This window comes from Vreelandella alkaliphila (assembly GCF_016107625.1).
GTDB classification, from domain to species: Bacteria; Pseudomonadota; Gammaproteobacteria; order Pseudomonadales; family Halomonadaceae; genus Vreelandella; species Vreelandella alkaliphila.
Genome location: NZ_JABASV010000005.1, coordinates 44,040 through 59,697 on the forward strand (window position 1 = coordinate 44,040; position 15,658 = coordinate 59,697).

The 15,658-nt window shown below is 53.2% G+C and carries 15 protein-coding genes; 10 read left to right on the plus strand and 5 right to left on the minus strand.

What is annotated here, in order from left to right; genetic code table 11:
* The first annotated feature begins 12 nt into the window (after nucleotides 1-12).
* From JFC11_RS08980 to JFC11_RS09010, 7 genes are all read left to right on the plus strand, one after another.
* Nucleotides 13-1,092 (plus strand): maleylacetate reductase, encoded by a 1,080-nt coding sequence (locus tag JFC11_RS08980; RefSeq protein ID WP_198349318.1) that lies wholly within the window; start codon nucleotides 13-15, stop codon nucleotides 1,090-1,092.
* Nucleotides 1,089-2,471, plus strand: a complete 1,383-nt coding sequence (locus tag JFC11_RS08985; protein WP_198349320.1) for an amidohydrolase family protein — start codon at nucleotides 1,089-1,091, stop codon at nucleotides 2,469-2,471. Before JFC11_RS08980 ends, JFC11_RS08985 begins: the two co-directional genes overlap by 4 nt.
* Entirely contained in the window at nucleotides 2,472-3,392 is a 921-nt protein-coding gene (locus JFC11_RS08990) for an NAD(P)-dependent oxidoreductase (protein WP_038478939.1), read from the plus strand. It begins immediately after the preceding gene.
* A gap of 1 nt (nucleotide 3,393) precedes the next feature.
* Nucleotides 3,394-4,257 (plus strand): intradiol ring-cleavage dioxygenase, encoded by an 864-nt coding sequence (locus JFC11_RS08995; protein WP_038478936.1) that lies wholly within the window; start codon nucleotides 3,394-3,396, stop codon nucleotides 4,255-4,257.
* A 56-nt stretch (nucleotides 4,258-4,313) separates the two neighbouring features.
* The gene (locus JFC11_RS09000) at nucleotides 4,314-4,904 is read left to right on the plus strand and encodes a malonic semialdehyde reductase (RefSeq protein WP_198349321.1); all 591 of its coding nucleotides are present in this window, start codon (nucleotides 4,314-4,316) and stop codon (nucleotides 4,902-4,904) included.
* A 153-nt stretch (nucleotides 4,905-5,057) separates the two neighbouring features.
* Complete coding sequence (locus tag JFC11_RS09005) at nucleotides 5,058-5,795, plus strand: sulfite exporter TauE/SafE family protein (RefSeq protein ID WP_198349323.1); 738 nt, start codon at nucleotides 5,058-5,060, stop codon at nucleotides 5,793-5,795.
* Between the two features lie 89 nt (nucleotides 5,796-5,884).
* Nucleotides 5,885-7,666 carry an ABC transporter substrate-binding protein gene (locus JFC11_RS09010; protein ID WP_198349325.1) on the plus strand — a complete coding sequence of 594 codons (1,782 nt, stop codon included), beginning with the start codon at nucleotides 5,885-5,887 and terminating at the stop codon, nucleotides 7,664-7,666.
* Between the two features lie 130 nt (nucleotides 7,667-7,796).
* On the opposite strand, the gene JFC11_RS09015 is transcribed toward JFC11_RS09010, so the two are convergent.
* From JFC11_RS09015 to JFC11_RS09030, 4 genes are all read right to left on the minus strand, one after another.
* The gene (locus tag JFC11_RS09015) at nucleotides 7,797-8,600 is read right to left on the minus strand and encodes an SDR family NAD(P)-dependent oxidoreductase (protein ID WP_038478924.1); all 804 of its coding nucleotides are present in this window, start codon (nucleotides 8,598-8,600) and stop codon (nucleotides 7,797-7,799) included.
* Nucleotides 8,601-8,933: 333 nt separating this feature from the next.
* Nucleotides 8,934-9,728, minus strand: coding sequence for an IclR family transcriptional regulator domain-containing protein (locus JFC11_RS09020; RefSeq protein WP_038478921.1), 795 nt, complete (start codon nucleotides 9,726-9,728; stop codon nucleotides 8,934-8,936).
* A gap of 270 nt (nucleotides 9,729-9,998) precedes the next feature.
* Nucleotides 9,999-10,175 carry a hypothetical protein gene (locus JFC11_RS09025; protein WP_167541169.1) on the minus strand — a complete coding sequence of 59 codons (177 nt, stop codon included), beginning with the start codon at nucleotides 10,173-10,175 and terminating at the stop codon, nucleotides 9,999-10,001.
* Between the two features lie 389 nt (nucleotides 10,176-10,564).
* Entirely contained in the window at nucleotides 10,565-11,326 is a 762-nt protein-coding gene (locus tag JFC11_RS09030; protein ID WP_038478917.1) for a M48 family metalloprotease, read from the minus strand.
* Nucleotides 11,327-11,574: 248 nt separating this feature from the next.
* On the opposite strand from JFC11_RS09030, the gene JFC11_RS09035 reads away from it, so the two are divergent.
* The 3 genes from JFC11_RS09035 to JFC11_RS09045 all read left to right on the plus strand — a co-directional run bounded on the left by JFC11_RS09035 (nucleotide 11,575) and on the right by JFC11_RS09045 (nucleotide 14,562).
* A complete protein-coding gene (locus tag JFC11_RS09035) occupies nucleotides 11,575-12,849 on the plus strand; it encodes an O-acetylhomoserine aminocarboxypropyltransferase/cysteine synthase family protein (protein WP_198349326.1) in 1,275 nt (424 codons plus the stop codon).
* Between the two features lie 361 nt (nucleotides 12,850-13,210).
* A complete protein-coding gene (locus tag JFC11_RS09040; RefSeq protein ID WP_038478911.1) occupies nucleotides 13,211-13,858 on the plus strand; it encodes a hypothetical protein in 648 nt (215 codons plus the stop codon).
* Nucleotides 13,859-14,055: 197 nt separating this feature from the next.
* Nucleotides 14,056-14,562 carry a hypothetical protein gene (locus JFC11_RS09045; protein WP_198349328.1) on the plus strand — a complete coding sequence of 169 codons (507 nt, stop codon included), beginning with the start codon at nucleotides 14,056-14,058 and terminating at the stop codon, nucleotides 14,560-14,562.
* A 107-nt stretch (nucleotides 14,563-14,669) separates the two neighbouring features.
* Here the strand turns inward: JFC11_RS09045 and speB are convergent, their stop codons facing one another.
* Nucleotides 14,670-15,563 (minus strand): agmatinase, encoded by an 894-nt coding sequence (gene speB / locus JFC11_RS09050; RefSeq protein WP_198349502.1) that lies wholly within the window; start codon nucleotides 15,561-15,563, stop codon nucleotides 14,670-14,672.
* Nucleotides 15,564-15,658 lie beyond the last annotated feature (95 nt).

Sequence of the window (15,658 nt, forward strand, 5' to 3'; positions counted from 1 at the left end):
AAGGAATGTTCCATGCAACCCTTTGTTTATAATGGCTTACCATCCCGCGTGGTGTTTGGCCGAGGAACCCTGTCACGTCTAAGTGAAGAGCTTGCTCATCTCGGCTGTTCACGTGCCTTGGTTCTGGCCACGCCCCAGCAGCACCAGCAGGCCCAGGATGTCTTGCAGCAGTTGGGTGATAAAGGCGTCGGTGTCTATGCCCAGGCTGCCATGCACACCCCGGTAGATATCACGGATGATGCCATGCGGGTCGTCAAGGAACTGGACGTGGATTGCACCATCGCCATTGGCGGTGGCTCTACCATTGGCTTGGGCAAGGCGATAGCGCTGCGCACAAGGTTAGCCCAGATTGCTATTCCCACCACCTATGCCGGGTCGGAAATGACGCCGATCCTGGGTGAAACCCGTGACGGTGAGAAAACCACCCAGCGTACCCTAGACGTGCTGCCGGAAACGGTGATTTACGACGTTGACCTGACCCTGACGCTGCCAGCTGGTATGTCGGGCACCAGTGGTATTAACGCCATCGCCCATGCGGTGGAAGCGCTTTATGCCCGCGATGGCAACCCAGTGATTGCACTGATGGCCGAAGAAGGCATTGCTGCTCTGGCGCGAAGCCTGCCGGTTATCGCCAATGATCTGTCCAACGTCGACGCACGTGCCGATGCACTTTACGGCGCTTGGCTGTGTGGCGCCTGTTTGGGCTCGGTAGGCATGTCGCTACACCACAAGCTGTGCCATACCCTGGGCGGCTCTTTCAATCTTCCCCATGCAGAAACGCACACCATCGTGTTGCCTTATGCGGTGGCCTACAACGCCCCGGCCGCGCCGCAGGCCATGGCGCGTATCTGCCGTGCGTTGGGCTGCGACGATGCCGCCACTGGTTTGTATGACCTGGGACGTGCCGTCGGGGCGCCAAGCGCGCTCTCTGAACTCGGGTTTAGCGTGGAAGACGTTGAACGTGCCACTGAGATTGCTACCCGTAACCCGTACTGGAATCCACGCGACGTGGAAGCGAATGGCATTCGTCGTTTGTTGACCGATGCCCAATCCGGGCGTCGGCCACAGGCAGATAACGGGGGTGAGCAATGAAAACCCTGTTGATCAACGCCAGCATTGTCACCATGGACCCGCAGTTAGGCGAACTCAGCGACGGCCAGGTGCTGATTGAGGGCGAGCGCATTGCTGCCGTGGGTCATGATCTGACGGCTGACCCCAGAACCCAGGACGCCGAGGTCATTGACTGTGGCGGCGGTATCCTGATTCCCGGCCTGGTGAATGCCCACATGCACACCTGGCAGACCGGTCTGCGCGGCGTAGCTGCCAACTGGACGCTGCTGGAATATTTTCGTCACGTGCACCGCGGGCTGGCGGCCCTGTTCACGCCGGACGATATCTACATTGCGACCCGCATGGGCGCCATCAACCAGCTTAATTGCGGCACCACCACTCTGGGTGACTGGTGCCATAACAATCCGACCCCTGAGCATACCGATGCCGCTGTGCGCGGGTTGAAGGAATCCGGTATTCGGGCGCTGTTCATGCACGGCTCGCCCAAGCCGGACCCCAAGCCCGGTCAACCGCACTTTAGTGAAATTCCCCACCCGCGCCATGAAATAGAGCGTCTGCTTGGCGGGGAGCTGTCTAATCCTGATGGCCTGGTCACTTTGGGGATGGCGATTCTGGGGCCGCATTACTCCACCCTGGATGTCACTCTGCAGGACTTTTCCCTGGCCAAAGAGTTTGGCTTGGTGGCATCCATGCATCAGGGCGGTGGCGAAGCCGTGTCGCCCGGCGCCTGGGACGAAGTGGAAGCTCGTGGTCTGCTGGGGTCGGATATCAACATTGTGCATGGCCAGAGCCTGGATGATGGCCAGATGGCTAGGTTCTGCGCCAGCGGCGTGACCTTTTCAGTAGCACCGGAAAACGAGATGACCCAGGGGCATGGCTTTCCGGTGACTGGACTGGTGCGCCAGCACGGCGGCGTAGTCTCATTGGGGGTAGATCTTGAGTCCGTGCTTTCCGGCGATATGTTCAGCGTAGCCCGAGCCGCTCTAGGGATGCAGCGCGCCCTGGATAACGATGCCTCTCGCCGAGAGCTGGGCAAGATCCCCGATACTTCGACCATTACCACTCGGGAAGCGCTGGGCTGGATCACCCTGGATGGAGCAAAAGCCCTGGGGCTTGATGACCGCATTGGCAGCCTGACCCCAGGCAAACAGGCTGACTTGGTGCTGTTGGATAGCAACCAGCTCAATATGCAGCCAGTTAACGATCCCGTTTCTACGGTCGTTATGCAAACAAGCCTTGCCAACGTCGACAGTGTCATGGTGGCCGGGCAGTTCAAAAAACGTGGCGGTCGTCTGTTGATGAATATCCAACCGGGTATTGCCGAGCTTGCCGCTTCAGGCCATCGCATTCACGCCGAGCTGCTGGAGCGTGAAGCTCAATCCACACAGGAGGCACATTAAATGTCCCATTCATCCTCCAAGGTCGCTTGGGTTGGCCTGGGCAAGCTGGGCTTGCCGATGGCCGCCCGGATTATTCAGGCAGGGACGGCCGTTCAAGGCTTTGATCTTTCAGCGCAGCGTCTGGCGCTCGCCGAAGACATAGGCATTACCCCGCATCAATCGCTTACCAGCGCCGTGGCGGACTGTGATCTGGTGTTTGTCTCGATTCCTGATGACCGCGCCTTGATCAGCCTGTGCCTTGAACCCAGCGATCTGGTCCGCCATATGGCACCCGGTAGCATCCTGATCGAAACCAGCACGGTCAGTGTGGAAGCCTCAGCGCGGGTAGCTGAAGCAGCCAAAGCCCAAGGCATTGCCTATCTGCGCAGCCCGGTGTCAGGCAACCCGGTGGCAGCAGAGGCTGGCACGCTGTCGGCGATGGTGTCTGGCCCACGCGATGCATTGGAAACGGCGAAACCGGTGTTTGACGCCTTTACCAAGGCGCAGTATTGGCTAGGCGATGAAGAGCAGGCTCGGGTCGCCAAGCTGGCTATCAACCTGATGATTGCGGTGAGTGCCGGCATGCTGAGCGAAGCCTTGACGCTGGCGCGTAAAGGCAACATTGAATGGGACGCCATGTTGGAGCTGATTTCTGACAGCGCAGTGGGCTCCCCCATGGTGAAGTACAAGGTGCCGCCGCTTTCACAGCGCGATTTCACCTCGACGTTTTCCGCCGCCCAGATGGCCAAGGATCTTGACCTGATCCTGAACTGTGCCCATGGCTCCGGGGTGTCGACGCCGCTGGCCGCGCAAATGCGTGAAGCCTATACCGCGCTGATCGCCACCGGGCATGGCGATGATGACTATATCGCTACCGTACATCACACCGAACGCCTTTCCGGGCTGGGTGAGCCAACGCCTGCACAGCAGGGAGGGCAGTAAGATGCGTAACCTGACCACCGACAATATTACCCAGGCAGTGATTAATGAATTTTCAAGCTGTGAGGACGAACGGCTCAAAACCTTGCTCAATGGCTTGGTAAAACATCTGCATGCGTATTTGCGCGAGGTGAAGCCCACCGAGAAAGAGTGGACCCAGGCAATTGAGTTTCTCACCCGTGCAGGACAAATGTGCGATGACGAACGCCAGGAATTCATTCTGCTGTCTGACACCCTCGGCGTGACGATGCTGGTGGATGCCATTAACCACGCATCAAGCGACCCCAAAATTACCGAAAGCACCGTGCTGGGGCCTTTCTACGTGGCAGATCCTCCCCAGGCGAGCCAAGGCGACGCCATTAACTGGGGCGTTGAAGGGGAGCCCTTATTTGTCGAGGGCTATGTCCACGATGACCAGGGCAAGCCGCTGGCGAATGTCACCATTGATGTCTGGCAGTCGGATAGTGAAGGCTTTTATGACGTCCAGAAGCCTGAGCTTGAAAGCGCCTCGTTACGCGCGCGCTTTCACACCGACGACCAGGGGCGTTATGCCTTCTGGACGGTCACGCCTTCACCCTATCCGATTCCGACCGATGGGCCGGTCGGCAAAATGCTCGAAATCACGGGGCGTCATCCTTATCGCCCGGCCCATGTGCATTTCATGTTGATGGCGCCGGGGTACGAAACCTTGGTCACGCAAATCTTCGCTGAGAATGATCCCTACCTCGATTCGGATGCGGTCTTTGGCGTGAAAGATTCACTGGTCAAAGAGTTTGCGCAGCAGCCAGCGGGTCAGGGGCCCGATGGTCGGCAGATGGAAACCCCTTACCGCTACTTTCATTACAACTTCGGCTTAAAGACGGCCTGAGCTTACCCTGAACGCCCGGCTCGAACTGAGCTGGTTAAACCGAAAGAGGAAATGACATGACAACGATTGATCAAAAAGCTATCGCAACACTGTTTACTGAAGCACGTACTCACAACGTTTGGCAGGACCGTGAGGTAAGTGAAGACACCCTGCGTGAACTGTATAACTTGATGCACTTTGGCCCTACGTCGATGAACTGTCAGCCGTCGCGGATTATTTTCCTGACCACTGACGAAGCCAAGGAGCGCTTGAAGCCAGCGCTGCTGCCGGGCAACCAGGAGAAGACCATGAAAGCCCCAGTGGTGGCTGTGATTGGTTTTGATACCGAGTTTTATGAGCATTTGCCGCGCATGTTTGCCCACAACAAAGATGCTAAATCACTGTTCGAAGGCAAATCGGACTTCATTCACTCCACCGCCTTCCGCAACAGCTCGATTCAGGGTGGCTATCTGATCATGGCTGCTCGCGCACTCGGCCTGGATGCTGGCCCGATGTCCGGCTTCAACAACGCGGCTGTGGATGAAGAGTTCTTCCCGGACGGCAAAGTGAAGAGCAACTTCCTATGTAACTTAGGCTATGGCGATGCCAGCGCATTGTTCCCCCGTGGTGATCGCTTCTCCTTCGATGAAGTGTGCCAGGTGCTATAACAAGTACGATAGCAGGTACTTTAAACCCGACAGATAAAGCATCTGGGCAGTTTGTAGGGGTAAATTACCCGAGCAAAAGGGGCTGTGCATGTCATGGCCCCTTTTTTCATCTGCGAATAGCCGTTTGCTGCTCGAAGACTGATGAGGTGTGTCATGGGTGTTGATTGGGTTTTTGTTATTTTGATGGTGGTCGCCGTGCTGCTGACAGGTATTTCCAAGTCAGGCTTTGCCGGTGGTGTGGGGGTGGTTGCCGTGCCGTTAATCTCGCTAAAAGCGAGCCCAACATTTGCGGTGGCAGTGATGCTACCGCTGCTAATAGTGATGGATATCTTTAGCCTAAAAGCGTGGTGGCGACAGCGGGTTGATCGTTTATTGTGGCTGATGTTTCCACCTGCGATATTAGGTGTTGGAGTAGGTTATTTAACCTATGGCTGGTTTGATGAAGCGCTCCTGAAACTCGTGCTGGGGATTTTCTCAGTGCTGTTTGGTCTATGGGGGCTATTCAAGCCGCTACGTGGCAAGTTGATGCCTAGCTGGGTTGGACGACTGTGTGGTGGGATAGCAGGGTTTACCAGCTTTATTGCCCATGCGGGCGGCCCGCCGCTGAATTTTTACTTGTTGCAATGCCAGCTGACGAAACAGCAATTTCTAGGCACAGCCGTTGTCTTTCTGGCGATTACCAATCTGGTAAAACTGGTTCCCTATACTCTGCTTGGCTTGGTAAATATCGATAACCTGACGATAGCGCTATTACTGATGCCAGTGGCTTGGTTGGGGGTCAGGTTAGGGTTGATGATTCAGAAACGTATTGATGGTGAAGTGTTTTTCCGTGTCATTCTTTGTCTACTGATCTTACTGGGCATCCGGTTAATCATGAATGGTATCAACTGACGTTTGAATGCTTTAAACAACGGCTGATCGTTAAAAGCACTTATCACTACTTTGTTAGTCTTATGGCTTTACCATGCTTGGGGGTTGTCATGAGAGACGGTCTTGCTGAGATAAATGAGGCTAATCCAGAGGGGCCTTACGATAAGCTGTCGCAAATGCCCTCCTCGAAAATTTCTAATACAGAGTTCGCTCGCTTTATCGACTTCATTGAAAAATTTGAAGATGAAACTGAAGGCACGCTCTCCATGGCGCTCGGCTATCGCGAAATGCGTATGTTGTTGCACGTCATGCGCAACCATCTTGCAGGTCGATTAACCACCCCAACGTCGCTGGCCGATGCGTCTGGGTTGACTTATGGGACGGCAAAGCGCGGTATTAACAGCATTATGCAGCGAGGTCTTCTTATCTCACGCCCACGAACCAAGTCGGGTAAAACAGTTTCGCTGCATCCTTCTTCTCAAATGATTCAGGAGTGGGAAAGCTACGCTGAGCGAATTAAAGGGCTCCTCGGCCCATTGTTCGGAATCGACCCCTCATCGGAAACGGCCAGTAAGATCTTCTTAGGGGCGTCGTCTTCAGAGCGGGTGATATCAACACCAGCAGTCCTGTCTGCACGGCTTGAACTGAAGGGCGGGTTACGCGTGTTAGCCCACGCTGACCCCACGTTTATGGCCATGCACAATCTTAAGCGTCAGTTAGAGTCAATCTTTGGCCTAGAAATTCGCAACAAAGCACGGTCAATCGATAATCTGCTAGATGAGATCCTCGATAATGCCCGTTTGGCGAAGTCGCGCTATGACGTCGTGGCCTGTGACCTGCCCTGGTTTGGTGAATTAGCGGCAAGAGGGATTCTCATGCCTCTCGATACGCTAATTAAACGCGATAATTACGATCTTTCTGATTTCCACCCCATGGCGATTCAGAGCTCAGGGTATACGGGTAGCCAGTACGGTATCCCTGTTCAAACCACACCGGAATTACTTTGTTATCGTCAGGATGTTTTCGAGACAGCGCAGTTAACGCCGCCCACCACCACAGAAGCACTGGTTAAAGTCGCTAGGCAGTTACATGACCCAGCCAAAGGGCGTTATGGCATTGCCTGGAATGCGGCAAGAGGCACGCCCCTTGGTCATACGTTTAGTTTTTTAATGGCAAAGTTCGGTCAGCCGCTGCTTAACCTCCCCAACGGCAAGGGCGGTTATGACTTTCAGCAAGCCGCGGGCGAGCAATTGCGCCCAATGTTTCAGTCAGATGCTGCTTATAGGGCCTGTGAATATATGCTGGATATTTTGAAATATTCACCGCCGAACATTCTTAGTATGTCCTGGTACGAACGTGCTCAGTCGTACGCATCGGGCGAGGCCTGTATGGCCTACTGTTATACGTTACTCGCCCCGTTGTTTGAGTTAGATCGACACTCTCCTGCATATGGCAATACTGGCTATCTGCCCCATCCGGTTGGAAATCATGGTCGCGCCATTACGCCGATTGGTGGTTATGCCCTCGCTATTCCCTCGAACTTAGCACCAGAGCGTGTTGAGGCGGTATGGACAGCGCTAAGACACCTGACATCAGCCAATATGTCCAAGCTTTATATCATGAACGGTAGCTTGGTAACGCCTCGTTTCAGTGTTAGTCAGGACCCTGAAGTGTCGGCATTATCGCCGCTGATTAAGATTGTCGATGATATGGCAAAGAAGGATATTTTACAGGCATGGCCACGCCCGCCCGTGCCTGGGGTAACGGAGGTCATCAGCATTGCGGGAAACGAGATATTTGAAGTACTGGATGGACGGCGCTCTATCAAGAAAGCACTCTCTATTGCTCAAGAGCGTGCCGATAAGGTGATGCGCGAAAAGGGGCATTATTGAGGCCGACCACGGACACTCACGGATCACACGGACGAAAACCACAAAGATAAAAAAGCACTCCCGAAGGGGGGAGCCCGTTGTGAGGTAACTAGCCCCATGTCTGAATCGCAGGCATGGGGCGGAGACTGACTTACTGCATGATCATGCCACCATCAATCATCAGCAACTGACCGGTCATGTAATCAGATTCAGCGCTGGCCAGGAAAGAGGCGGTGCCGACCACATCTTCCGGGTAGGAGTAGCGCTTCATTAGGATCATTTTCTCAGCAAGTTCGTCCATCGACTGGCCCTGCTTATCGAATTTTCCGATACTGACCAAGTCTTTATCAAGCTGCTCCCACAGTTCAGTGCGCACGACGCCAGGGCCATAACCATTGACCGTAATATTGTGGTCGACCAGTGCCTTGGCACCGCCGTTAATCATGGCCAGCACAGCATGTTTGCTGCATGAGTAGGGCACAACGTCGTCAAAGGCTTGGCGAGACAGAATTGAGCCAACGTTAATAATTTTATAAGGACCGTTTTCTTTGCCCTGGTCAATCATCTGCTTGGCGGCTTCCTGCATGCCAAGTAAGCAGCCCAGCGCGTTAACATCCATTATCTGATGCCAGTTTTCCTCAGTGATATCAAGGAACATCAATGGCTTGTTGATGCCCGCGTTGTTGACCATGACATTCAGGCTGCCAAAGGCAGCAACGGTGGCTTTTACGGCGGCCTGTACTTCAGCGCGGTCGGTAACGTTAAGTTTGACTGCAATAGCATCGCCGCCGTTTGCTTTGATACGTGCCGCGACTTCTTCGCACCCTTCAATATTGATATCTGCTACGCAAACCTTTGCCCCTTGGGCAGCATAGTGTTCGGCTACGGCAGCGCCCATGCCGCGAGCTGCGCCTGTAATGAGGCAGTTTTTACCTTTGAGTCGAGTGTTGTCCATGAGGTTACCTTGTAAGTTTTGTTGTGGGCCACTCCACGCCACCACAGTAAATAGCCTTTGTTGTTAAGCGTAGGGAGTCTGCGTTAACAAGGACATCCGTCGTTTACTCATCACTGCGAATGACAGATTTTGTTTCCTTGTGTTGGCATATTCTCGGCAGGTCATACGGGCAATGACAGGTTGGCCTGTCGCTAATATGACCAGATTGGACGTTTCTACAGGAACGCAAGCGCTATTAGGCGGTAGCCAATAGACAAGTCCGCCCAGACTCCCGTAGGAGTAGAGGACTCGTCGTTTGAGCATAGCTTGAACAAACTCAATAATTTAAAGGGGTTACACACTTACCGACTGGCGAATGAGCTGTGCTTTTTCCAACAATAACGGTCGATACGTTTCCAACAGCGTAGGCATATCCACACGGGCGGCATTGGTACTGATATTCATCGCGCCGATCAGTTTTCCATGGGTATCAAACACGGGTACAGCAATCGAGCGCAGGCCGGAATCCAGCTCTTGATCGGTAATCGCATAACCCTGTTCCCGTGCTTGCTGAATCGCCGCTTTTAGTGATGCGCTATCGGTAATGGTTTTGTCGGTATAGCGCGTCAAGGTGAGCTGACTTAGGTAGCTATCCAACTCGCTATCCGGCAGTTGGGCAAGTAGCACTCGACCCATGGATGTGTATGCCGCCGGTAGGCGAGTGCCGACGGAAAGCGTGATCGCCATCAAGCGGTGCGGTGCAGCTGAGCGGGCCAGATAGATAACGTCGTCGCCATCGAGTACCCCAAGCGATGAAGATTCACCACACTGGCGGGTAATATCCTCCAGATACTGCTGAATGACGCCTCGGTAATTATTAGACGCTAAATAGGAGTAGCCTAGCTGCAGCACTTTGGGGGTTAGCTCGAAGTAGCGTTGCTGTTTGCGCACATAGCCAAGGGCGTGGAGCGTCAGTAAAAATCGCCGTGCTTTCGCGCGGTTCATTCCTGTACGCTCGGCGACTTCGCTGAGTGTCATCCGCGTGTGCGTCTCATCAAACGCCATCACGACTTCCAGCCCGCTGGCCAGCGCGGCAACAAAATCACGATCCGTCGGTTTTAAAGCATCTTCTGGTAGGGCATTACTCATGAGTGTCTCGGCTGCGTCAATGTAGGTACGAGGCGAGAAAATAACATTTTGTTCGAATGGCGAACAACAAGAGGCGTTGCTCAGCGGTAAATCGGAGTTGACTTGTGGAAGCTTCATAAAGGCCTAGAGGCAAGTCTTAAGAGATCGCTAGCGAGTATTTTCGTCTATGGAGGGGGCATCAGCGCTCATATACCGCTCTTTCCATCTATGAAAAAGGGTGGACCAAAAGGCCCACCCATTAGCAAATTCCTGACTTAGGAAGGTTGCTGATTACTTCGAATTTCTAATCGGTAACTCAGAAGCACTGAACGTGCTCGCGTCGGTTTGGTGTTGTGCTGATGAATCAGGGTAGGCGATCTGATTGGCTTCACCAGAGCCGCGCTCGGCAAGTGCTACACCTGAGAATAAAATTAGGGCGGCTGCTGCTACTGTATTGATTAACTTCATAACTTTTAACCTCACGTTAAATAAAACGTCTCTACATTTGCGATGACTGTTCATCGCTATATGGACGACGAGAGATATTGTAAGCAGGCTAACATAATTATTAAATTGATTAAAAGTACTCGAACCATTCTATTATTTAGAATGGTTGTTGAGGGGCGGCGTCGGGGACTAGGATTGGTCACTAACGCATAAAAACGAGGTGTGACGAGTGAAACGTCACGCGACTCCCGTGAGGTCAAACAACAGCTTTGCGTTAGGTAGCGGGTGGTAGGGGCAAATGGTTGCGAACAGGGCAATGCGTTTGCCAAGCAAGACCGAGAGGCGCTTACTTGGCAAGGCAATGAAGTAGTGAACGGTGAAGTAATACGTGGTGGAGCAGTACGCTGCGCTTAGTTTAGCGTAGCTTCAAGGCGCTCGGCTCGTTCACCCGGAGCGGGGTGGCTGGAGAAGAAGCTGCTGTTGTTGCCGTATGCTGCTTCCAATTTGCGTAGCGCAGTCAAAGAGGCTTCTGCATTCAGGTTGTACTGCTGCATCAACTCAACAGCGTAGTCATCAGCTTCATTTTCCTGGCGTTGGGAAAACTGAGCATTCACCAGCTTTTCGCCCAGCTCACCAAGTTCAGAGCTGGACAGTGCCGCAGCAGTAGCACTTCCGCTGGCAGCGGCGGCTTCACGTGCAGCCGATGCTGCGTAAGCAACTTGGAAAGCACGCTTGGAGTGTCCCAGCGCCACGTGGCCAATCTCATGAGCGATAACGTAACGTACTTCATCGTCTGTCATTGCGTCCATTAGGCCGGTATGCAGCCGGATAGAGCCGTTGGGTACCGCAAAAGCGTTGATGTCATCCAACTGATAGACATTGAACTCAAGATCGTTTCCGTCGATATTTTCCCAACCCTGGGTCAGGCTTGCCAGCCGCTCGGCATATTGACTGTCACTGGCGACAAGCTGGTTTTCGGCATCAAGCTGGGCAATCGTTTGATCACCTAGTTGTTGCATCTGTTCGTCACTCATGGTGACAGCGCCTACTAGGCCGGTGCCAGCGGAGAGCATACCGCCCATGTCTGCACCTGATTGACAGCCGCTGAGAGTGAGTACGGCAGCTAAACCTAAGGTGCAGAATGTAGAGCGTACTAAGGGCGTTGTTTGCATCGCCAGTTCCTTTGTCGATAAATAATAGACGTTGTGAATTCAACATGGCGCTTATAAAAGCGCGCTAACTATACTGTATGCCGCTATGTGGCTCTATACTTCAAACAGCGGATTGAGGGCTATCTTCATGAACAAGTGCAACATGTAGCACATCAGGTTTATTAACTCTCGACTAAACGACGTTGGCCTTCAGAGTGGCGCTTGTTTAGGATCAAGGGTGATCCTTCATCAACTAGCGAGCCGTTCTTATGAAGCCTGAAACCATTGCCCTCCACCATGGCTATGCGCCTGATTCACAAAACGCAGTTGCCGTGCCGATCCACCAGACCACGTCGTTTTCATTTGATAGCGCCCAGCACGCGGCGGATCTATTTGATCTGAAAGTGGAAGGGAATATTTACTCGCGTATTATGAACCCAACCTGCTCGGTGCTGGAGCAGCGGGTGGCTGCGCTAGAAGGCGGCATTGCAGGATTGGCGGTGGCGTCTGGGATGGCTGCGATTACTTATGCGATCCAAACCATCGCTGAAGCAGGCGATAATATCGTTTCGATTAGCGAGCTGTATGGCGGCACTTACAACTTGTTTGCCCACACCTTGCCACGCCAAGGTATTCAAGTCAGGTTTGCCGATAAAGATGATATCGACGGCATCGAAGCGTTAATTGATGAGCGTACCAAAGCGGTGTTTTGCGAGAGCATCGGTAATCCATCCGGTGGCGTGGTGGACCTGCAAAAGCTAGCTGACGCGGCACATCGCCATGGGGTACCGGTGATTGTTGATAACACCACTGCAACGCCGTTCTTGTGTCGGCCCATTGAGCACGGAGCGGATATTGTCGTTCACTCGGCCACGAAATATATCGGTGGCCACGGGACTACGGTGGGCGGCGTGATTGTTGATTCAGGCACATTCCCCTGGGCGGAAAATGCCAGCCGTTTCCCGCTGCTTAACGAGCCAGACATCTCCTATCACGGCGTTAGCTATACCCGCGATGTGGGCGACGCCGCCTTTATTGCCCGTGCTCGCGTGGTACCGCTACGCAACATGGGCGCAGCGCTTTCGGCTCAAGCGGCCTGGAACCTGCTTCAGGGGCTGGAAACGCTGTCACTGCGTATTGAACGCATTTGTGCCAATGCGTTAGCCGTTGCCAAGCATTTGGAAAACCATCCGTTGGTCACCTGGGTGCACTATGCAGGTTTGGAAAATCACCCTGACCATGCGCTGGCCAAGCATTATATGAATGGCCATGCCTCGGGAATTCTTAGCTTTGGCATTGAGGGCGGCCAGGCCGCAGGTGAGCGCTTCTACGATGCCCTGTCGCTGATTTTGCGTTTGGTTAATATCGGCGATGCCAAGAGCTGCTCTTCGATTCCAGCATCTACTACCCACCGCCAGTTAAATGAGCAGGAGTTAAAGGCCGCAGGTGTTACACCGGATATGGTGCGCTTGTCGATTGGCATTGAGCATATCGACGACCTGCTAGCAGATATTGATCAAGCGCTAGCGGCTTCTCAAGAGTAACGCGCCTCTAATTCGGATGCTGTCCGCGTTTTCTAACGCTAGGTGATAAATAGTTAACTACTTGATCGCCTAGCGTTATTACGTTGAGTAACGCAGCTTTTAATCGCTACTTTTTTTGCGCGCCCCTTCGGCTAAGTGCATGACGTTAGAGGCTTCGATCCGGTTCAAACAAACGGGTAGGGGCTGATGTTAGGCATGTCTCAACGTTAGATATCACTTTAAATTTGACGGTATTGCTAATGCTATCAAAACTAAAGCTAGCACCATAAAGCTAATTCCATAAGCGATAGCAGCGATGCAGGCGCTTTCCCATAGAGTGGGATCACAATAACTAACAAGACCTATCAAAGAGGAAACTGTCATGGAGTTGAATCACATCTTGTCGACTCATCGTCTAAAGGCGGCGGTAGTGGCTAGCGTACTACTTTTTCCTGCCGCACAAAGCGTATTAGCGGATGAGGTTGTTGAACAGATCGAACTAGGTCTTGAACTCTATCAAGAGCAAGAGTACGGCGCGGCAATTACCGAGTTGGAATTTGCTATTGAAGATATGCGCAAGATGATGTCAGGCCTGATTGCCCAAACCTTCCCTGACGCACCGGAGGGTTGGACGGCACATGAAGCGACCTCAGGCGGCGCAGGAGGGGGAGCTGCCGCCATGTTTGGCGTTGGTGGTACGTCGCTTGAGCGCGCTTATCAACAAGATGACGGCGATGGTCAGATGACCGCTAGCATGATGCTTGATAGTCCTCTGATACAAAGCATGGGGGCAATGTTTAACAATCCGGCAATGATCGCCGCGCAGCCTAATATGGAGCGTGTTCGTTTGGGGCGTGAAGCGGCAGTGGTGAAGTGGGAGCCTGAACGCTCCCGTGCAGAAGTGACGCTATTACTCGATGGTCGAATTATGATGCAGGTGAAGGGTGAAAACCTGGAATCCCAAGATGTCGCCGTCGACTTAATGCGTGACTGGGATCTTGCTGCTGTACGTGAGCAAAGTGCTCGTTAACGTCGCCTCGTGCATGTTACTCCACGTAATCAACAGCTCTGGCCGAGACGAGATAAGTAAGCTGCTGAATTTTATTAATAAAAAAGCTATACGTTAGCTGTGCACTAAAGCGAACTCACCCCGTTTCAGCAGCGTAATAAGCAACGAGAAAATCAGTGACGACGGATTAGATAGGTGATGAAACAGGAGAAAAATAAATGATAAATCCACAACGATACGTGAGCGGTGCACTGTTACTGGGTGGGCTTATGTGGGTGGGCGGGCACGCCGTTGCCGATGAGATCAGCGGCACGCTAGATGGAGAGTCTAAGGAGTGGCATGTCGTTACTCACTCGGAAGGTTCTACGGCTAACTTTAGTGAGTTAATGCCGGGCATGATGGATGTCACTATTCAGGGGCATCGAGAAGCGAAATTCGAAACCCAGGGCACGCTTAGCATTAGCTTTATAGTGATGAACGGCGACACAGGTGATGCCTCAGTGAGCTACTTTCCTGAAAACGGAATGTTGCCTCATTACGGCACAGAGCAAGATGTGCCCATTGATATAGAGCTGCTGGATATCGATGGTGACACTGGCCGAGTAAAAGGCCGCGTTGTAACGTCGCTTGCCTATTTGGCGTCTATGTCAGACGACTATGATCACAGCAATACCATGGATATTGACGTGTCTTTTGATGCGACGTTGGTGCGTGAAGAGTACTGATTAGCAGTAGCCGTCTACTTCTCAATAACTTCTCAGCGACTTCTCAATCTTGTTCCGCCTCAACGCTGAGAGCGAAGAGGCGGTAACGCGAAGCGAGACTTACATGCTTAACCTGCAGCCAGCGTATATAGAAACTCTAGCCCCAACGTGGCTGCGGCGAGTGACGTGATATCGCCATGGTCGTAAGCGGGGTTGACCTCAACAACATCCATACCTATCAGCTCCATGCCCACCATGCCGCGGATCACTTTTAGCATCAGGTCGGTAGACATGCCGCCACATACTGGTGTCCCGGTGCCTGGCGCGTAGGCTGGATCTAAGCCATCAATATCCAGGCTGATATAAGCTGGATGATGGCCAACACGTGCACGGATGCGTTCCAGTACGGCGGCAGGGCCGTGATCATTTACCCAGTCTGCATCCAGCACTTCATAAGGGTGGTTATGGCGATCATAGCTGGTGCGAATACCAATTTGCAGCGAGTGCTCCGGCACTACCAAGCCCTCTTTTAAGGCATGGTGGAAAATAGTGCCATGGTCAAAACGCGTGCCTTGCTCGTAGGTGTCGGTGTGGGCATCAAAATGGATCAATGCCAGTGGGCCATGCACCCGAGCATGAGCGCGTAGCAGGGGCAGGCTGATATAGTGGTCGCCGCCCAGTGTCAGCATTTTTTTATCGGCTTTTAGCCACCGCAATGCGTGGGTCTCAAGGTTATCGACTAGGCTTTCCGGCTCACCGTAGGCGTAGTCCAGATTGCCCGCGTCACATACCCGCAGCCGCTCTTCCAGGGCGAAGTCCCAAGGCCAGCGTTTGCCTTCCCAGATCAGGTTAGCAGTGCTTTGACGAATGGCGTTTGGCCCCATGCGGGTGCCTGATCGTCCTGAACACGCTAGATCAAAGGGCACACCGCTCACCACGACCTCAGCATCGGTCGTTTTAGGATCCGTGGCCTTCGGCACGCCCATAAAGGTAGAGATAACATCACCAAACAGGCTTGGCATGATCTGAGATGGGGTCACCGAGCGTGTACTCCTATGGCGTGCAGTAGAAATAAAACAGGGGGATAGGGCTTGAAGTAGCGCGACGATAAGGAATT